Here is a 14,837-nt window from a genome sequence, read left to right on the forward strand (position 1 = left end):
CCGCTTCAGCGCGCCGCGACGGTCCGTCCGCGCGGATGGGCGGCCATCGCGATCAGCCGCAGCGCCATCACGGCGAGCAGCGGAAGGAGGAAGGCGGCATAGAGCGGCATCGCCGGCACGCGCTTGCCGAACGACACCATGAACTGGAGCCAGAGGTAATAGCCCCCTGTGAGGTGCAGCGCGCGCCAGGCGCGCGGCCCGAGCAGCGCGGCGGTGCGGTCGAACGAGGTCGCGCTCATCGCGATGATGAAGGCATAGCCGATGCCGCCGAAGATGTAGGAGGCGGCCGAGGTCGCCTCCGCAAAGTCGGCCGGATCCATATTGGCGAACGCGACGATCGCAACCGCGTGGATCGCGTGGGAGGCGGCGAAGCTCAAGCCCAGATAGCGGCGGTTGCGGCGCTGCCAGCGCGTCCAGGCATTGGGCCAGAGCCGGGCGAGAGCGCGGCGCCGAAGGCGAGACAGAACAGCATGAGCGAGCTGCGCGCCGTGAAGCGGATCACCATCCGCAAGCCCTCGACCTCGAATTGCCGCATCGAGGCGATCCACAGGCTGAGGACGATCAGGCTGAGGGTGAGGGCGGCCAGCAGCCTCCAGCCTTCGAGCCAGCTTTGACGTTGTGACATGGTGGTCTCCTCCCTTATGTAATCATCGATTACATTTATGGCCGGCATATCCGTCAATGGTGTAATCGCTGCTTACATTCACGTTCGGGTGATGCTAGAAGGCCCGATGTCCGCCCGTCAGACCTCCGAGCCGCGCGCGCGCCGCCAAACATCCCAGGTCCGGCCGTACCACCACGGCGACCTTCGCCGCGTGCTGATCGATGCTGCGCTGCAACTGGCGGCCGAAGGCGCCGAGGTCTCCGTGCGCGAGGCCGCGCGCCGGGCCGCGGTATCGCCGGGCGCGCCGTTCCGGCACTTCCCCAACCGCGACGCGCTGATGGCGGCGGTGGCCGGGGAGGCGCAGCGGCGCTTTCGTGCGGAGATCGAGAAGGCGCTGGGCGAGGCTCCGGCCGCCGATCCGCTCGGCCGCTTCCGCGCCTTCGGCCTTGCCTATCTGCGCTGGGCGATGCGCAATCCCGCACATTTCGAGATCATCTCCACGGGGCGCTATTTCGCCCATGGCAGCTCCGCGGAGCTGACGCGCGACAATGCCGAGTTGATCGCTCTGACGGAGCAGATGCTGGCCGAGGCGGCGGAGCAGGGCCTGCTGCCGTCGGCCGACCTCAAGCGCATCCAGATCGCCGGTCGCGCCCTGGTCTACGGTTTTGCCCGGATGAATCTCGACGGCCACTTTCCGCGCTGGGGCGTGGAGGAGGGGGAGGTCGAACGGATGGCGGAAGGGGTCATCGATCTGTTCATCGCCGGGATTGCCAAGCGCTAGCGTCGCCCAACGCCAGGAATAAGCGAAGGTCGGGTCGCGGCGCGCGTTGCCTGTCCTTGACTGTTCCGTTACAGTTTTATGACACGGTGCAGGCTTCCGGCTGCGCCGGACGCCCTAGTCGCCTTCGGGCCGGCCAGACGGCTAGGATCATCGTGCCGGACCAGCTGTTGCGTGTCGTCGATGGCGTCCGCGCCCAATCCAGGTCCTTCTGCCACGACTGCCGTGCTGGCGAGCGTTGCCGCGCTCGGCATCTGGCGGCTGCTCGCGGTCGCCGCGCCGCATCTGGCGGCGCTCGCGCTGATGTACGAGACCGAGACCGATTTCGGCTCGCGCCTCTCCTTCGCGCTCGCCTGGGGCATCCTCAATTTCTTCTGGATCACGCTGCTGCGCCGGCCGGCGCTGTCGGGCGCGCTGTCGCTGACCTTGGTCGTCGTGCTGGTGCTGCTGTCGCGGCTCAAGCACGACGTCGTGCAGATGACGGTCAACTTCATCGACCTGATGATGATCGACCGCGACACCGTCGCGTTCCTGTTCACGATCTTCCCGAATTTGCGCTGGTCGGTGATCCTGGCCGGTCTCGTCACGTTGCCGCTGATGTACGCGCTGTGGTGGCTCGATCCGTTCCGCATCCGCCGCCTGCCGGCGCTCGCCTGCAAGCTCGCCTGTCTTGCCGCGCTGGTCGGCTATTCGCTCTATCATCCGGACGAGGCCTGGCGGGGCTATTACGACGACGGCTATCTCTCGAAGTTCTTCCGCTCCGGCGTCAGCGCGGTGTCCGACTTCGCGCAGTACGGCTTCATGGAATCGGCCGCCTCGACCAACGAGCGGCTCAACATGCCGCTGGTGGACGCCTGCCACCCTGCGGGCCGCCGGCCGAACATCATCATGATCCATGATGAATCGAGCTTCGACATCCGCGCCGCCCAGGGCATCAAGGTGCCGCAGGGCTATGGCAGCCACTTCAAGTCATGGGACGGCAAGCAGCGCACGTTTCTGGCCGAGAGCAATGGCGGGCCGAGCTGGTTCACCGAGTACAATGTGCTCGCCGGCCTCTCCTCGCGCTCGTTCGGCCGCTTCGCGTATTTCGTGACGCGCATCGCAACCGGCCGCGTCGAGCGCGGCCTGCCGCTGGCGCTGCGCCGCTGCGGCTACGACACCCTGTCGCTCTATCCCGCCTATGGCGGTTTCATGGGCGCACGCAGCTTCCAGATGACGACCGGCGTCGAACGCTTCCTCGATTCCAAGGACCTCGGCGCCAAGGACGTCGAACCGGACTCGTTCTTCTACGACAAGGCGCTCCGGTTGATGGGTGAGCGGACGCCGAACAAGCCGCTGTTCACCTTCATCTATCTCGGCGCCAATCATTTCCCCTGGGAGACGCGCTTCCGTCCCGATTTGCTGCCGAACTGGCGCGCGCCGGGCAATGTGGCGTCCATCGACGAATATCTGCGCCGGCAGGCGATGAGCGCCGAGCAGTACAAGGCTTTCGTCGCCGGGCTGAAGAAGACGTTTCCCGGCGAGCCCTTCCTGATCGTGCGCTATGGCGACCATCAGCCCGAGTTTGCGCCGAACATCCTCGAGCCCGGGCTCGACGAAGGCGCCATCGGCAAGAAGCTCGACGCCTACAATCCGCGTCTCTACGCGACCTACTACGCGATCGACGCCGTCAATTTCGAGCCAGTGAAGAGCGAAGCCGTGATGGACACGATCGACGGGCCCTATCTGCCGCTGGTGATCCAGGAAGCGGCCGGCATCCCGCTCGACCCGTCCTTCGCCGTGCAAAAGGACATCATGCTCCGCTGCAAGGGCATCTTCTACGGCTGCAAGGGCGGCGCCGAGGCGCGGCGGCTCAACCGGCTGCTGATCAATGCGGGGATGATCCGGGGGCTGTAGCGCTCTGACGCGTTTTGCGAGGGGGCGTTTCTTGGAGCGTCCATGTCTCTCCAATGTCGTCCTGGCGAAGGCCAGGACCCATACCGCGTGATCTATCAAATCGAGCGAGCTGCTAGTACCGTCCACATAACCAAGCCTTGGGGAATGGGTCCTGGCCTTCGCCAGGACGACACCGAATAAATAGCGCAGGCCTACCGCCCGCCCACCTTCCCCCACAGCCATTTCGCCACCGCATCCGGCGACGAATTCGCGTCGTTGCCGCTGGCGCGCAAATTGGCCTCGCGCATGGTGGCGATGTCGATCTTGCCGAGCAGCGGTCTGAGCGCGGCCTGCAATCGCTCGTCGCCGGCGCGCTTGGGTGCGAGCAGCAGGATCGCGTCGTAGGGCGGGATCGCGTGCCTGGGATCGTCGAGCACAACGAGGTCGTACTTCGCGATCAGCCCGTCGCTGGTGTAGCCGGCGATGACGTCGACCTCGCCGCTGGCGACCGCCGCATACATGAAATCCGGCTGCATCTGGCGCTGGGCGCGGAATTGAAGGCCGTAGGCCTTTTGCAGCGCCGCCCATTCGGGGCGCGAGAAGAACTCGTAGTCGCCGGCAATCGACAGCGCCGATGCGTGCGCGGCGAGATCGGCGATGGTGCGGATGCCAAGCGCCTCGGCACGCTTTTTCGGGATCACCAGCGCATAGGCATTCTCGAAGCCGAGCTCGCCGAGCAGGGTGATGTTCTCCTTCGTGAGGGCTGTCTTCAGCTCCGCGAGCAGTTCGGCGCGCGGCTTGATGTCGGTGCGATGCAGCTGGTTGGCCCAGAGCGTGCCGGAATAATCGACATAGAGGTCGATGTCGCCCGCCTTCAACGCCCCGAAGATCACGCTGGAGCCGAGGCCCGAGCGCGCCGTGGCCGACAGGCCGGCCGCCTGGAGGCGATCCCTGAGCAGGGCCGACAGCACGTATTGCTCGGCAAACGTCTTGGCGCCGACGACGTAGCCCTGCGACGAGCGGCCCATCGTCGGCACCAGCGTTGCGGCGACCAGTGCCGCGATCCCGACCGCGCCGAACCCGGTGCGCAGGCGGCTGCGGCGGCGCAGGCCGCTCTCGATCAGGCCGAGCAACTGATCGACGGCGAGCGCCAGCAGGGCGGAGGCAAGGCAGCCGAACAGCACGAATACCCAGTTCTGGGTCTGGAGCCCGGCAAAGATGTAGTTGCCGAGGCTGGTCTGCCCGATCGGGGTCGAGAGCGTCGCAGTGCCGATCACCCAGACCGCGGCGGTGCGGATGCCCGCCATCATCACCGGCAGCGCCAGCGGCAGCTCGACCAGGACGAGCGACTGCCGCGCGGTCATGCCGACGCCCTCAGCGGCTTCGATCAGCGCCGGGTCGATGCCGTTCAGCCCGGTGATGCCGTTGCGCAGCACCGGCAGCATCGAATACAGCGCCAGCGCCAGCATCGCCGGCAGGAAGCCGAACGCCGAGAAGGAGATTCCGAACCAGGCGAGCGTCAGGGACGCCGCCGCCAGCAACAACGGATAGAACAGCGCGAGCAGCGCCAGTCCCGGCACGGTCTGCACGATGCTGGCGAGCGCGAGCAGGATGCCGCGCGGCGCCGGGCGGTTGCGTGTCAGGATCGCCAGCGGCAGGCTGACGGCGAGGCCGAGCGCCAGCGCGGCCAGGCTCACCCGCACATGGTTGCCGAGATAGTCGGGCAGATGCGACAGCGCCTCGCCCCAGCGTGGATCGGTGAAGAGGCTCATGCCGCACCGCTCTGCGGCAGCAGCGCGTTCAGCCGCTCGACCTGGCGCCGCGGCGTGCGCAGCAGCTCCAGCACATAGGCGTCGGTGCTCGTGGAGAGCTCCGCGGGTGTGCCCTGCGCGAGCAGCTTGCCGCCGCGCATCACCGCGATGCGGTCGGCGAGCAGGATCGCCTCAGTCATGTCATGCGTGATCATGACCGTGGTCAGGCCGAGCCTGCGATGCAGCGAGCGATAGTCGTCGCCGAGCGCGTCGCGGGTGAGGGGATCGAGCGCGCCGAACGGCTCGTCCATCAGTACGATGCGGGGCTTTGCCGCGAGCGCCCGCGCCACGCCGACGCGCTGGCGCTGGCCGCCCGAGAGCGCCTCGGGCAGCCGGTCACGATGCGCGGCACGGTCGAGCTGCACGAGCTCCAGCAATTCGTCGACCCGCGCTGCGATATCCGCTGCCGGTGCGCCCAGCAGCTTCGGCGTGATCCCGATATTGTCGGCGACGCTCAAGTGCGGGAACAGCCCGCCGCTCTGGAAGACGTAGCCGATCCGGCGCCGAAGTGCGACCGGATCGACGTTTTGCACGTCCTCGCCATCAACCGTGATGGTGCCGAGATCCGCCTCGATCAGCCGGTTGGCAAGCCGCAGCAGCGTGGTCTTGCCCGAGCCCGAGCCGCCGACGATGGCCACAAACTCGCCCTCGGCGATGTCCAGCGACACGTTGTCCACGGCCTTGAGGGAGCCGAAGCTCTTGGTGACATGGGAATAGCTGATGGCGGGCTTGGAAGGCATCAGGACGGGGCTCACTCTTCCTTACCCTCCCCCTCCAGGGGAGGGTGAAGGAGGCGACGAAGCCCATGCGTAGCACGCTTGGCGGATTGATTGAACTTGGCCGCGCGAGCGGTTAAGGCATCGGACCAAATTCGGAGGGAACACATGACAACGCCTACGGCGGTGGCGCTGGAAGATGCCAAGGTTGCGTTCCGGCTGGGGGACGGACGGGTCTATACGGCGGTGGAGAAGGCGCATCTTTCGGTCGCGCAGGGCGAGTTCGTCGCCATCGTCGGCCCGACCGGCTGCGGGAAATCGACGCTGCTCAACGTCGCGGCCGGGCTGCTGAAGCCGGCGGCCGGAAGCGTCAAGATCTTCGACCGGCCGCTCGCGGGGCTGAACCGGGATGCCGGCTATCTGTTCCAGGCCGATGCGCTGTTCCCCTGGAAGACCGCGCTCGACAACGTCGCGATCGGGCTCGAGATCAAGGGTACGCCGCGCGCCGAGGCGCTGCCGCGGGCGCAGAAATGGCTGACGTCCGTGGGCCTCGGCGCCTTCGCGGGCCGCTATCCCCACATGCTCTCGGGCGGCCAGCGCAAGCGCGTGGCGCTGGCGCAGGTTCTGATCCGCGATCCCAAGATCCTGCTGATGGACGAGCCGTTCGGGCCGCTCGATGCACAGACCCGCCAGGTGATGGGCAATCTGCTGCTCGATCTCTGGAACGCCGACCGCAAGGCGGTGCTGTTCGTGACCCATGATCTCGAAGAGGCGATCGCGCTCGCCGACCGCGTCGTGATCATGTCGGCGGGGCCGTCCTCGCGCATCATCGGCGACTGGCGCGTCGGCTTGCCGCGCCCGCGCGACATCTTCGAGGTGCGCCTGGACAAGGAATTCCATGCGCTCCACCGCGAGATCTGGAGCGTGCTCAAGGACGAGGTGATGAAGGGCTACGCGCAATCCACCCAAGCGGCGGAGGCGGTCTGATGTCGCGCCCGACGCTGCTTGCGCTGCAAGTCCTGGTCGCAGTCGTCTGCATTGTGCTGTGGCAGGTGCTGTCGACCGTCCCCGTGTTCGGCAAGATCGTGCTGCCGCCGTTCTTCTTCTCCAACCCGTTCGACGTGTTCAGCCAGATCGTGAAGTGGTTTGCCTCCGGCGTGATCTGGAAGCACCTCGGCATCACGCTCGCGGAATCGATCCTTGCCTTCGTGATCGGATCGCTCGGCGGTGTGCTGATCGGCTTCTGGTTCGCGCGCCAGCCGCTGGTCGCCGCGGTGTTCGACCCTTACGTGAAAATGGTCAACGCCCTGCCGCGCGTGGTGCTGGCGCCGATCTTCGCGCTGTGGCTCGGCCTCGGCATCTGGTCCAAGGTCGCGCTCGGCGTGACCCTGGTGTTCTTCATCGTGTTCTTCAACGTCTATCAGGGCGTCAAGGAGGTCAGTCGCACCGTGCTCGACAATGGCCGTATGCTCGGCATGAGCGAGCGGCAGCTGATGCAGCACGTCTATTGGCCGTCGGCGCTGTCCTGGATGTTCTCCTCGCTGCACACCTCGGTCGGCTTCGCCGTGGTCGGCGCCGTCGTCGGCGAGTATCTGGGATCGGCGGCCGGCCTCGGCTATCTGATCCAGCAGGCCGAAGGCGTGTTCGACGTCGCCGGCGTGTTCGCCGGCATGTTCGTGCTGTCGGCCTTCGTCATCCTGATCGACTTCGGGGTCACGCTGGTGGAGCGGCGCTTGCTGGTGTGGCGGCCGACAGCGTTGGATGGACGTGGCTAGCCGCCGCGTTGTCCTGCTGACATTTATGTGATTGACCGGCCGGAATAGAACGCGCGCCCACGCGTCATACCCCCATGCAACCACCTGCATGGGAGTTCAGGATGCACCGGTCACAGTTACATCGCCTCGTTGCGGCGCTCGCAGGCAGATGCCGATGGCCAAGGCCCGGCCTTGGCATGGCACTCATCGGCGCACGCATTCTCGTCGCCTTCGCAATTCCTCCGCTCGTATTCGCGCATGAAGCCCATCCGGCCAGCCCGCCGGCTGCGCTGAGCGCGGAGGAGCGTGCGTTCCTGGAAGAAAACGAATCCGCCATGGCCAAGATGATGAACGACATGGCGGCCAAGCCGACCGGCGACGTCGATCGCGACTTCGTCGCGATGATGAATCCGCATCATCAGGGTGCGATCGACATGGCGGTCATCGAATTGCGCTACGGCAAAAACGAGCAGTTGCGGCGCATCGCCCAGGAAATCATCGTCGACCAGATGCAGGAGATCGCGGCCATGAAGCTCGCGATCGGCGAACCGGCAACCGATACGACGCCCGCCCCGACCCAGCCGCCGTCTGGCCCCGTTGCAAGCGTCCATCATCACCCGGGCATGCAGATGGACATGTCCGCCGGAATGAAGAAGTAGGAGCGCCACATGAAGACGTCGAGAAGCAGCATCTGGAAGAGCATCTTCCTGGCGGCCACCATGCTTGCAACCGGTTCAGCCGCATGGGCAGGGCAGGCGCCGGGCGCGCTGTCCTCACCCGATATTCCGATCAGCCATCACGACCGCGTCTATGCCGCGGAGCAGTTCTCGAACACGGTCTCGGTGACCGACCCGGTCGACAACAAGCTGCTTGGGGTGATCCGGCTCGGCGACCCGCAGCCCGGCAATTTCAGCCCGCTCTACAAGGGCCAGGTTCTCGTGCATGGCATGGGCTTTTCGCCCGATCACAAGACGCTTGCGGTGGTGTCGATCGGCTCAAACTCGGTCACCTTCATCGACACCGCGACCAATGCGGTCAAGCACACGACCTATATCGGGCGGTCGCCGCACGAGGCGTTCTTCACGCCGGACGGCAAGGAGGTGTGGGTCACCGTTCGTGGCGAAAACTACATCTCCGTGATCGACCCGCAGAGCTTTGAGGAAAAAAGCCGCATCACCACCCCCAGTGGACCGGGCATGCAGATGTTTTCACCGGACGGCAAATACGCCTACATCTGCTCGTCCTTCAATCCCGAGACCGACGTCGTCGCGGTCGCCGAGCACAAGATCATCGCCAGGGTGAAGCAGGAAAGCCCGTTCTGCCCGAACATCGCGGTGACGCCGGATGGAGACCAGGTGTGGTTCACGCTGAAGGATACGGGCAGGACGCAGGTGTTCAACGCCAGGCCGCCGTTCAACCCGATCAAGACGATCGATTCCGGTCCGATCACCAACCACGTCAATTTCGCGCACACTGCCAGGGGAACATTTGCCTACGTCACCATCGGTGGCTTGAACCAGGTGAAGGTGTTCCGCACCGACGACTTCTCGCAAGTCGCGACGATCCCGGTCGGCAATCTGCCGCACGGCGTCTGGCCGTCCGGCGACGGCACGCGCATCTATGTCGGGCTTGAGAACGCCGACGCGCTCGCGGCGATCGACACCGCGACCAACAGCGTGGTGGCGAATGTCCCGATCGGCCAGGCGCCGCAGGCCATTGCCTACGTTCCAGGTGCGGCTCCCAATCCTGATGACCGCCAGAACCTGCAGGCCCTCGGCGTTGCCGGCCAGGTCGCTCATCTCGCGCTTGCATCCAGGGACGGTTCGAAGGACGGAAAGGCGCCGACCAGCGTCTCGCTGTTCGATCAGGGCCTGATCCAGATCTTGCAGGCTTCGGTGACGGGACTTGAGCCCAGGCAGAAATATGTGCTGGCGCTGGCGGAACGCAGTGACGGGAGCGGCCCGTTACAGCCATTGGCGGCGTTCATGACCAATCCGGCCGGATCGGCCATCGTCAACGCGGCCGGCCCGATCCGGCAGATCGTCGATCAGTCCGCGGTGGCTGGAAAGCGATATCTGGTGATCGCCTCCGGAGACGCGGCCGGGCCCGGCGAGGCGGTCCAGATCGAGACGCAATGACGCACCGTCGGGCGGCAACGAAGAGCAGGCGGAGCGCCTCATGAAGGACATGCTGGTTCAGGTCGAGCCACTGATCCCCGCGCTCCGCCGCTATGCGCGCGCCCTCGTACGCGATCGCGCGGCCGCCGACGATCTAGTTCAGGATTGCCTGGAGCGGGCCGTCGGCCGCTGGCACCAGCGGCGCGACGGCAGCGTGCGCGCCTGGCTGTTCACGATCCTCCACAATCTGGCGGTCACTCAATTTCGCCAGACAACAGCGCGGGGCAGGCATATGCCGATCGACGATGCCGGCGAGCGCGAGCTTGTCAGTGCGGCAGCGCAGGAGCACAGGCTGATCTATCAGGACGTCCTGAACAAGCTGGCGAGACTGCCGCAGGAGCAGCGGGCCGTGTTGTTGCTGGTTGCGGTCGAGGATCTCTCCTACGCGGACGCCGCCGAAGTTCTCAAGGTTCCGGTTGGCACCGTGATGTCGCGCCTGTCGCGTGCACGGGAAAGGTTACAACAGGAGATGGATGGCATTGCGCCAGGAAATGTCGTGGCATTGCGGAGCTCGAAATGAACCAGCGACCGATCACGGAGGATGATCTCCACGCCTATGTGGACCAGGTGCTCGAGCCCGAGCGTCGCGCGGAGGTCGCATCCTATCTGGACGATCACCCGGATGTCGCCAGACGCGTCGCGGCCTTCGCCACCCAGCGCGAGCAGTTGCGCGGCGCGCTTGCGTCAATCGCCGACGAGCCATTGCCGGCCGAGCTGAATTTGTCGCATATCATGGAGAACCGGAAGCGGCGTCCTCTGCCGGCATGGGGAGCAATTGCTGCGTTGCTGCTCCTCGGCGTCGGCGGTTTCGGCGGCTGGACCATGCGCAGCCTGCTGCAAGAGGGTTCGAACGGTCTGTCTGCGCTGGCCCAGGAGGCCGCCTACTCCTATGGCGTCTATGCGCCCGACCGCGTGCGGCCGGTCGAGATAAGAGCGTCCGACAGTGCCGAGCTCACGCAATGGGTCTCCAACCGGCTGAAGCAGCCGGTCAAGGTGCCGGATCTTTCCGTGTCCGGCTATCGGCTGATGGGAGGGCGTCTCGTTGCGACCTCGCACGGTCCGGCCGCGATGTTCATGTACGACGACGATCGCGGCGATCGCCTTGTCGTGCTGACGCGCCCGATGAGCCGCGGTGGACAGGATACGCCGATGCTGCCGCAATCGACCGGTGATGTCGCGGGTTTCGCCTGGGCGGACGGCGGCATGGGCTATACGCTCGTCGGCGAGCTTCCGACGGACACGCTCAAGCCGATCGCGAACGAGATCAGGAAGCAGGCGCGCCCGATCTAGCCGGGACAGTGGACGGGCCCGCGCGTCGCGCGAGCCCCGGCAGCGCGAATGCTCAATCCAGCAGCTTGGTATCGTCGGGCGCCTGCGGCGGCGTCTTGATCGCGATTGCCTTAACCTGGCCGCTGATCGGCTTGGTGCCGCCATGCGGCGTGCCCTTGGGGATGATGACGAGGTCGCCCGGCTTCACCGTGACCTCCTTGTCGCCGAGCCAGATCGTCCCGGTCCCGTCCAGGATGTACTGGATTTCGTTGGTGTTGGGATGCAGGTGCTTGGGCACATTGCCGACCTGGATCGAGATGGTGGCGCCGTCGGCGCTTGCGAACATCTTGGAGCGATAGCCGACGTTGTTGGCGGGCCCGAGCGCGTCGCCTTCCATCTCGCCGGTGTGGATGATCTGTGCGGTGACGTTCTCGGCGGCCAGCGCCGGCCGGAGCAACTGGTTTGCGCCGCATCCGGCGGCAAAGGCGGCGGCGATCGACAGTCCGGCGGCAAGGCGTTTCATGGATGATTCTCCCCATCAGGAATTGTTCTTGTTTGGCCATGCTATTGCGCCCAAAGGCTGATGGCGAGTCGCACTTAGGCAGTGCTTCTCAAGCCGGTCCCGCTGCTCTATGGTGCCGCCGGCCGAACGGAGGAAACCAATGAAGAACACGATTGCCAGGCTCGCCGGCGCGCTGCTCGCGCTGACGCTCACCACCGGTCTTGCCGCGGCGCAAAGCAAGGTGACCATCGCGGTCGGCGGCGGCTCCTGCCTATGCTATCTGCCCACGGTGCTGGCCAAGCAGCTCGGCGAATACGACAAGGCCGGCCTCAATGTCGAACTTGTGGACCTCAAGGGCGGTTCGGACGCGCTCAAGGCCGTGCTCGGCGGCAGCGCCGACGTGGTCTCCGGCTATTTCGACCATTGCGTCAACCTGGCGGCCAAGAAGCAGGAGCTCCAGGCCTTCGTCGTCTATGACCGCTATCCCGGCCTCGTGCTGGTGGTTTCGCCCGCGCACACGAACGAAATCAAGTCGATCAAGGATCTCGCCGGCAAGAAGGTCGGCGTCAGCGCCCCCGGATCCTCGACCGACTTCTTCCTCAAATACATGCTCAAGAGGAATGGCCTCGATCCCGCCGGCACCGCCGTGATCGGCGTCGGCCTCGGCGCCACCGCGGTGGCCGCGATGGAGCAGGGGCAGATCGACGCAGCCGTGATGCTGGATCCCTCCGTCACGGTGCTCCAGGGCAGCCACAAGGATCTGCGCATTCTCAGCGACACCCGCACCCAGAAGGACACGCTTGAGACGTTCGGCGGCGAATATCCGGGCGGCGCGCTGTATTCGACCGCGGCCTGGGTCAACGGCCACGAGAAGGAGACGCAGGCGCTCACCAATGCGATCCTCGCCACGCTGGCCTGGATTCACTCGCACTCGCCTGAGGAGATCATGGCGAAGATGCCGGAAGAGACCGTCGGCAAGAACAAGGACCTCTATCTCGCCGCGCTGAAGAACACGATCCCGATGTTCTCCGAGACCGGCAAGATGGACCCGAAGGGCGCGGACGCCGTGCTCGCCGTGTTCAGCGTCGGCTCGCCCGAGGTCGCCAACGCCAAGATCGACGTCAGCAAGACCTTTACCAACAGGTATGTCGAGCAGGCCAAGAAGACCACGGGGAGCGCCAAATAACTGACGCGAAGGCGTGGTAACCAGGCTTCATGACGTCCCCGGTCATTCATCGCGTCACGACGCTTGATCTCGCCGTGCGGCCAATCATCTGGCCGTTCGCCGAGGAACGGCGCGCCGAGATCGCGGCGCACTTTGCCGAGAAGCAGCGCGAGCGGCCGAAAATCTGGAACGGCCGCGTCCTGCTCGGGCGCGATGCCGTGTTCACGGACGGCCATCTCGCCGCGACCTATTTCGAGACCGATTTCGCGAGCTTCCTCGCCTGGCGCGACTGGGGCTTCCCTGACACTGCCGTGTTCAACGGTTTCGGCATGGGCGCGCTGCGCGCCTCCGACGGCGCCTTCGTGATGGGCGAAATGGCGCAGCACACCGCCAATGCCGGCCGCATCTATTTCCCCTCCGGCACGCCCGATCTCGACGACGTCAGGGACGGTGTGCTCGACATTCCCGGCAGCGTCGTCCGCGAGCTCGCCGAGGAGACCGGCCTGACCGCGGCCGACTACGCGGCGGAAACCGACTGGCACTGCGTCGTCAGTGGCCATGCGATTGCAATGATTCAGATAATCAACCTGGACATGCCGGGCGAGGCGATCCGTGCCCGGATCGAAGCCAATCTCGCGCGCGAGACCGAACCTGAGTTGTCGGCCATTCATCTCGTGCGCGGGATGGATGATCTCACACCTACCATGCCGCGATTTGTCACGGCCTTCGTCGCGCAGCAGTTCGCCTCGCGCTGACGCGCGAGGCTTGACATCGCTGCGCGCAGCCCATGTGATGGGCGAAAAAGCAAAAGCAAGAAGAATGCAATGCACAATCGTCCAGGGAGGTTTAGATGCGCCTGCGCATGGCTGCCCGCTTGGTACGGGGGCTGATGGTCGCGATATCAGCGACGGGCTGGGCGGTCTCCGCCCAGGCCCAGGAGAAGAAGATCAAGATCGGCGTGGTGTTCGACCTGACCGGCCCCCTCGCGGGCGGCGGCTCTGAGCTCGGCTATATCGGTGCAAAGATCATCCTCGACCATTTCGCCAGGACCGGCGTCGAGGGCTACAAGATCGAGGCGGTCTATGCCGATGCGCAGAGCAAGCCCGACGTCGCCATCAACGAATCCGTCCGCCTGCTCGAGCAGGAGAAGGTGGACATGGTGCTCGGCTTCTTCTCCTCGGCACAATGCGTGCCGGTCGCGGCCCGTGTCGAGCAGCTCAAGAAGTTCATGTGGATGACGACCTGCATCTCGTCCGCCGTGTTCAACGAGAAGGGCTACAAATACGTCTTCCGTCCGCAGGCGAGCGGCGATCAGTTCGGCATGATGACGATGGATTTCATCGCCCAGAACGCCAAGGCGAAGTTCGACAAGGAGCCGAAGGATCTGCGCGTCGCCATCATCCATGAGGACGGCGCCTATGGCGTCGACGTCTCCAGGGGTAACGAGGCGGGCGCCAAGAAGGCCGGCTTCAACGTCGTGATCAAGGAAGGTTATTCGGCGACCGCGCCGGATCTCTCGTCGCTGGTGACCAAGCTGAAGCGCGCCAAGCCCGACGTGATCTTCCACACCGGCTACAACCCCGACATCACGCTGCTGCTGCGGCAGGCCCGCGAGCAGGGGCTGAAGTTCGGCGCGCTGATGGGGCATGGCGCCGGCTACGGCGTCTATGAGAAGCTGAAGGAGGGCATGGGCGCGGATGCCACCTACATCTTCAACACCGACCCGATCTCGATCTGGCTCGCCAACCAGAAGACCATGGATCCGAAGCTTCCCCCCGTGATCAAGATGGTCGGCGAGGAGTTCGACAAGATCAGGCCCGGCGTCGCCATCCGCTCCGCCCATGTCGGCATCGGTGCGTCCAATACCTATGTGTTCATGAGCGATGTGCTGCCGCGCGCGATCAAAAAATACGGCGGGGTCGATCCCGACGCGCTGCGCAAGGCGGCGCTCGACACCGACATTCCCGAGGGCGGCACCATGCTCGGCTTCGGCGTCAAGTTCTACGGCGAAGGCACGCCGATGGCAGGGCAGAACGAGCGCTCGTTCCCCGTCGTGATCCAGTATCTCGAGGACAAGTCCCATGTGGTGTGGCCCAAGAGCCAGGCGCAGCGCGAGGCCGTGCTGCCACTGCCGAAGGGCACCACCTACAGCAACCAGTAGCGCAACACGCGAAGAAACGGAGAGC

At 65.4% G+C, this 14,837-nt stretch carries 14 protein-coding genes and 1 pseudogene; 11 read left to right on the forward strand and 4 right to left on the reverse strand.

The window, feature by feature from the left end; all coding sequences use genetic code 11:
- Positions 1-5 precede the first annotated feature (5 nt).
- Positions 6-625 (reverse strand): annotated as a pseudogene (locus AB5K84_RS13490) (hypothetical protein).
- Between the two features lie 37 nt (positions 626-662).
- Here AB5K84_RS13490 and AB5K84_RS13495 point away from each other — a divergent pair.
- The gene (locus AB5K84_RS13495) at positions 663-1,385 is read left to right on the forward strand and encodes a TetR/AcrR family transcriptional regulator (RefSeq protein ID WP_441232490.1); all 723 of its coding nucleotides are present in this window, start codon (positions 663-665) and stop codon (positions 1,383-1,385) included.
- Positions 1,386-1,565: 180 nt separating this feature from the next.
- Positions 1,566-3,278 carry a sulfatase-like hydrolase/transferase gene (locus AB5K84_RS13500; protein ID WP_441232491.1) on the forward strand — a complete coding sequence of 571 codons (1,713 nt, stop codon included), beginning with the start codon at positions 1,566-1,568 and terminating at the stop codon, positions 3,276-3,278.
- A gap of 191 nt (positions 3,279-3,469) precedes the next feature.
- Here the strand turns inward: AB5K84_RS13500 and AB5K84_RS13505 are convergent, their stop codons facing one another.
- Positions 3,470-5,029 carry a glycine betaine ABC transporter substrate-binding protein gene (locus tag AB5K84_RS13505; protein WP_028176163.1) on the reverse strand — a complete coding sequence of 520 codons (1,560 nt, stop codon included), beginning with the start codon at positions 5,027-5,029 and terminating at the stop codon, positions 3,470-3,472.
- A complete protein-coding gene (locus tag AB5K84_RS13510) occupies positions 5,026-5,808 on the reverse strand; it encodes an ATP-binding cassette domain-containing protein (protein ID WP_441232492.1) in 783 nt (260 codons plus the stop codon). The genes AB5K84_RS13505 and AB5K84_RS13510 overlap by 4 nt, the downstream gene beginning before the upstream one ends.
- A gap of 144 nt (positions 5,809-5,952) precedes the next feature.
- Here AB5K84_RS13510 and AB5K84_RS13515 point away from each other — a divergent pair, with 144 nt between their 5' ends.
- The 6 genes from AB5K84_RS13515 (at position 5,953) to AB5K84_RS13540 (ending at position 11,005) form a co-directional block, all read left to right on the forward strand.
- Positions 5,953-6,771, forward strand: a complete 819-nt coding sequence (locus tag AB5K84_RS13515; RefSeq protein ID WP_011089228.1) for an ABC transporter ATP-binding protein — start codon at positions 5,953-5,955, stop codon at positions 6,769-6,771.
- Positions 6,771-7,559 carry an ABC transporter permease gene (locus AB5K84_RS13520; protein ID WP_011089227.1) on the forward strand — a complete coding sequence of 263 codons (789 nt, stop codon included), beginning with the start codon at positions 6,771-6,773 and terminating at the stop codon, positions 7,557-7,559. Before AB5K84_RS13515 ends, AB5K84_RS13520 begins: the two co-directional genes overlap by 1 nt.
- Positions 7,560-7,735: 176 nt before the next feature.
- The gene (locus AB5K84_RS13525; protein WP_441232493.1) at positions 7,736-8,197 is read left to right on the forward strand and encodes a DUF305 domain-containing protein; all 462 of its coding nucleotides are present in this window, start codon (positions 7,736-7,738) and stop codon (positions 8,195-8,197) included.
- Between the two features lie 9 nt (positions 8,198-8,206).
- Positions 8,207-9,676: a YncE family protein gene (locus AB5K84_RS13530; RefSeq protein WP_441232494.1), complete on the forward strand. Its 1,470-nt coding sequence runs from the start codon at positions 8,207-8,209 to the stop codon at positions 9,674-9,676.
- Positions 9,677-9,716: 40 nt separating this feature from the next.
- Positions 9,717-10,235, forward strand: a complete 519-nt coding sequence (locus tag AB5K84_RS13535) for a sigma-70 family RNA polymerase sigma factor (RefSeq protein WP_441232495.1) — start codon at positions 9,717-9,719, stop codon at positions 10,233-10,235.
- Positions 10,232-11,005, forward strand: coding sequence for an anti-sigma factor family protein (locus AB5K84_RS13540; protein WP_304567474.1), 774 nt, complete (start codon positions 10,232-10,234; stop codon positions 11,003-11,005). Before AB5K84_RS13535 ends, AB5K84_RS13540 begins: the two co-directional genes overlap by 4 nt.
- A gap of 52 nt (positions 11,006-11,057) precedes the next feature.
- On the opposite strand, the gene AB5K84_RS13545 is transcribed toward AB5K84_RS13540, so the two are convergent.
- Positions 11,058-11,507 carry a cupin domain-containing protein gene (locus AB5K84_RS13545; RefSeq protein ID WP_441232496.1) on the reverse strand — a complete coding sequence of 150 codons (450 nt, stop codon included), beginning with the start codon at positions 11,505-11,507 and terminating at the stop codon, positions 11,058-11,060.
- Between the two features lie 139 nt (positions 11,508-11,646).
- On the opposite strand from AB5K84_RS13545, the gene AB5K84_RS13550 reads away from it, so the two are divergent.
- From AB5K84_RS13550 to AB5K84_RS13560, 3 genes are all read left to right on the forward strand, one after another.
- Complete coding sequence (locus AB5K84_RS13550; RefSeq protein ID WP_028176158.1) at positions 11,647-12,672, forward strand: ABC transporter substrate-binding protein; 1,026 nt, start codon at positions 11,647-11,649, stop codon at positions 12,670-12,672.
- Between the two features lie 29 nt (positions 12,673-12,701).
- Complete coding sequence (locus AB5K84_RS13555) at positions 12,702-13,406, forward strand: hypothetical protein (RefSeq protein ID WP_011089220.1); 705 nt, start codon at positions 12,702-12,704, stop codon at positions 13,404-13,406.
- 95 nt (positions 13,407-13,501) lie between these two features.
- Entirely contained in the window at positions 13,502-14,812 is a 1,311-nt protein-coding gene (locus tag AB5K84_RS13560; protein WP_161533756.1) for an ABC transporter substrate-binding protein, read from the forward strand.
- Positions 14,813-14,837 lie beyond the last annotated feature (25 nt).

The organism is Bradyrhizobium sp. 1200_D9_N1_1, assembly GCF_052075915.1.
Taxonomy (GTDB): Bacteria; Pseudomonadota; Alphaproteobacteria; order Rhizobiales; family Xanthobacteraceae; genus Bradyrhizobium; species Bradyrhizobium diazoefficiens.

Bases quoted from the DNA above. Each gene is read 5' to 3' on its own strand.
- AB5K84_RS13495 (WP_441232490.1), top strand. From the start codon at position 663: ATGGCCGGCATATCCGTCAATGGTGTAATCGCTGCTTACATTCACGTT.
- AB5K84_RS13540 (WP_304567474.1), top strand. From the start codon at position 10,232: ATGAACCAGCGACCGATCACGGAGGATGATCTCCACGCCTATGTGGAC.
- AB5K84_RS13520 (WP_011089227.1), top strand. From the start codon at position 6,771: ATGTCGCGCCCGACGCTGCTTGCGCTGCAAGTCCTGGTCGCAGTCGTC.
- AB5K84_RS13500 (WP_441232491.1), top strand. From the start codon at position 1,566: ATGGCGTCCGCGCCCAATCCAGGTCCTTCTGCCACGACTGCCGTGCTG.
- AB5K84_RS13525 (WP_441232493.1), top strand. From the start codon at position 7,736: ATGGCACTCATCGGCGCACGCATTCTCGTCGCCTTCGCAATTCCTCCG.
- AB5K84_RS13530 (WP_441232494.1), top strand. From the start codon at position 8,207: ATGAAGACGTCGAGAAGCAGCATCTGGAAGAGCATCTTCCTGGCGGCC.
- AB5K84_RS13505 (WP_028176163.1), bottom strand. From the start codon at position 5,029: ATGAGCCTCTTCACCGATCCACGCTGGGGCGAGGCGCTGTCGCATCTG.
- AB5K84_RS13510 (WP_441232492.1), bottom strand. From the start codon at position 5,808: ATGCCTTCCAAGCCCGCCATCAGCTATTCCCATGTCACCAAGAGCTTC.
- AB5K84_RS13555 (WP_011089220.1), top strand. From the start codon at position 12,702: ATGACGTCCCCGGTCATTCATCGCGTCACGACGCTTGATCTCGCCGTG.
- AB5K84_RS13545 (WP_441232496.1), bottom strand. From the start codon at position 11,507: ATGAAACGCCTTGCCGCCGGACTGTCGATCGCCGCCGCCTTTGCCGCC.
- AB5K84_RS13535 (WP_441232495.1), top strand. From the start codon at position 9,717: ATGAAGGACATGCTGGTTCAGGTCGAGCCACTGATCCCCGCGCTCCGC.
- AB5K84_RS13560 (WP_161533756.1), top strand. From the start codon at position 13,502: ATGCGCCTGCGCATGGCTGCCCGCTTGGTACGGGGGCTGATGGTCGCG.
- AB5K84_RS13515 (WP_011089228.1), top strand. From the start codon at position 5,953: ATGACAACGCCTACGGCGGTGGCGCTGGAAGATGCCAAGGTTGCGTTC.
- AB5K84_RS13550 (WP_028176158.1), top strand. From the start codon at position 11,647: ATGAAGAACACGATTGCCAGGCTCGCCGGCGCGCTGCTCGCGCTGACG.